This window comes from Paenibacillus humicus NBRC 102415 (genome assembly GCF_004000905.1).
Classification (GTDB): Bacteria; Bacillota; Bacilli; order Paenibacillales; family Paenibacillaceae; genus Paenibacillus_O; species Paenibacillus_O humicus.
Window position 1 is genome coordinate 1 of the sequence record NZ_BIMD01000107.1, and the last position, 1,468, is coordinate 1,468.

Below are 1,468 nucleotides of genomic sequence, written 5' to 3' on the forward strand. Positions count from 1 at the left end.
GTCTTCGGCGACGTCGGAGGAGGTCGCGTCTCTGAGCAGCGAGCAGCTCGGCGTAAGCGAAGGGCTTGTGAACCTATCCTCCGAGCTGGAGGAAGTGTCGCGTTCGCTGCAGAAGGCTTTGGAGCGGTTCCGAATCGAATAATCGGCATGAGGCGGGTTTCCATCGGAAGCCCGCCTTTTGTTTACCTGAACGACGAAAAATAAGCTGTCAAGGTGCGCAGGGCACAGGTATTTATTTTAAATGTAAACTTCTCCGCATCAGAATCCGATATTAAGGAAACAAAACAACCGCTAAGCTGGAGGATGGAAAATGCCATGAAGCTGAACCCGCTGCGTTATGTAAGCGCCAAGCTGTTTTTGATCGTTTTTGTCAGTATTCTCGTTTGCGTTCTGTCCGTAGGTCAAATCTCTTACGGCATTTCCAAGAATGTAATCGAAAAAAAGGTTAGCGCTTCCACAGAAGAGACGGTCAGTCAGATCGCCGGCAAGCTGGATTTGATTTTGGACAACTACCTCAATTACTCGGTCCAATTCCTTACGGACAAGGAAATTCAGTCCAATGTAGGGGAATTCTTCAGCTCGACGGTCGATGAGTATGGAGTGTTCTCCGCTCAACGCGTCCTTACGGACAAGCTCTCGGGGATGGCCATGTCCAACAAGGGCGTGCTCAATGTCAACTTCGTCCCGATCGATCCCCATGCCAAGACGCAGGTTCTGGGCACAGGCAATCTCAACTACGAGAAGGTCAAGGAATCGGCCTGGGTCAAAGCGGCGATCGAGCAGAACGGACTTCCGATCTGGATTCCGACGCAGCCAAAGGGATTTCAGGAAAATGGCGACAAGCCTTCGATCGGGCTCGCGCGCGTCATCAAATCTCCTTCGGGCACGAACGCTTTCGTCATGCTGATCGAGCTGCGGGAGTCGCTGATCTCGGATCAGCTCAATGCGATCAATCTCGGCAGCGACAGCCGGGTAGCCCTGTTGGGAGCGGACAAGGCCGTGCTCTCGGATTCGATGGCGGCAGAGGACGGCACAGAAGGCGGCGAAGCCAAAACCTTCAATTTCAATGCGCCATCGGACGCTGAAAGCGGTAGCTTCCGCGCGGATAGTCCGGCGGGTCAAGTGCTGACGATCTACAACAAGCTTCAAGTGAACGACTGGAAGGTCGTCGCGATGCTCCCTACCGCAGAGCTGGTGAAGGACGCCAAGCAAATATCGCGCACGACCTGGATTATTGCTGCAGCTGCAGCCGTTCTCGCCATGCTTGTCGGATTCTATGTCATCTTCTCCGTCGGACGTCCGCTGCGGCTGATGCGCAACCTGATGAACGAAGGGAAGAAGGGCAATCTGGCGATACGCTCTCACCATCGCTCGCAGGATGAGATCGGACAGCTGTCTTCAAGCTTCAACGAGATGATGGAGCAGATCACCGGCCTTGTGCAGCAGGCGAGGGAAAGCGCGGAGCTGG

The 1,468-nt window shown here is 54.3% G+C and carries 1 protein-coding gene; it reads left to right on the plus strand.

Annotated features, from left to right (window positions below):
* Positions 1-315 precede the first annotated feature (315 nt).
* On the plus strand, positions 316-1,468 hold a 1,153-nt coding region (locus PHU01S_RS25485; RefSeq protein ID WP_164763207.1), incomplete at its 3' end, for a cache domain-containing sensor histidine kinase.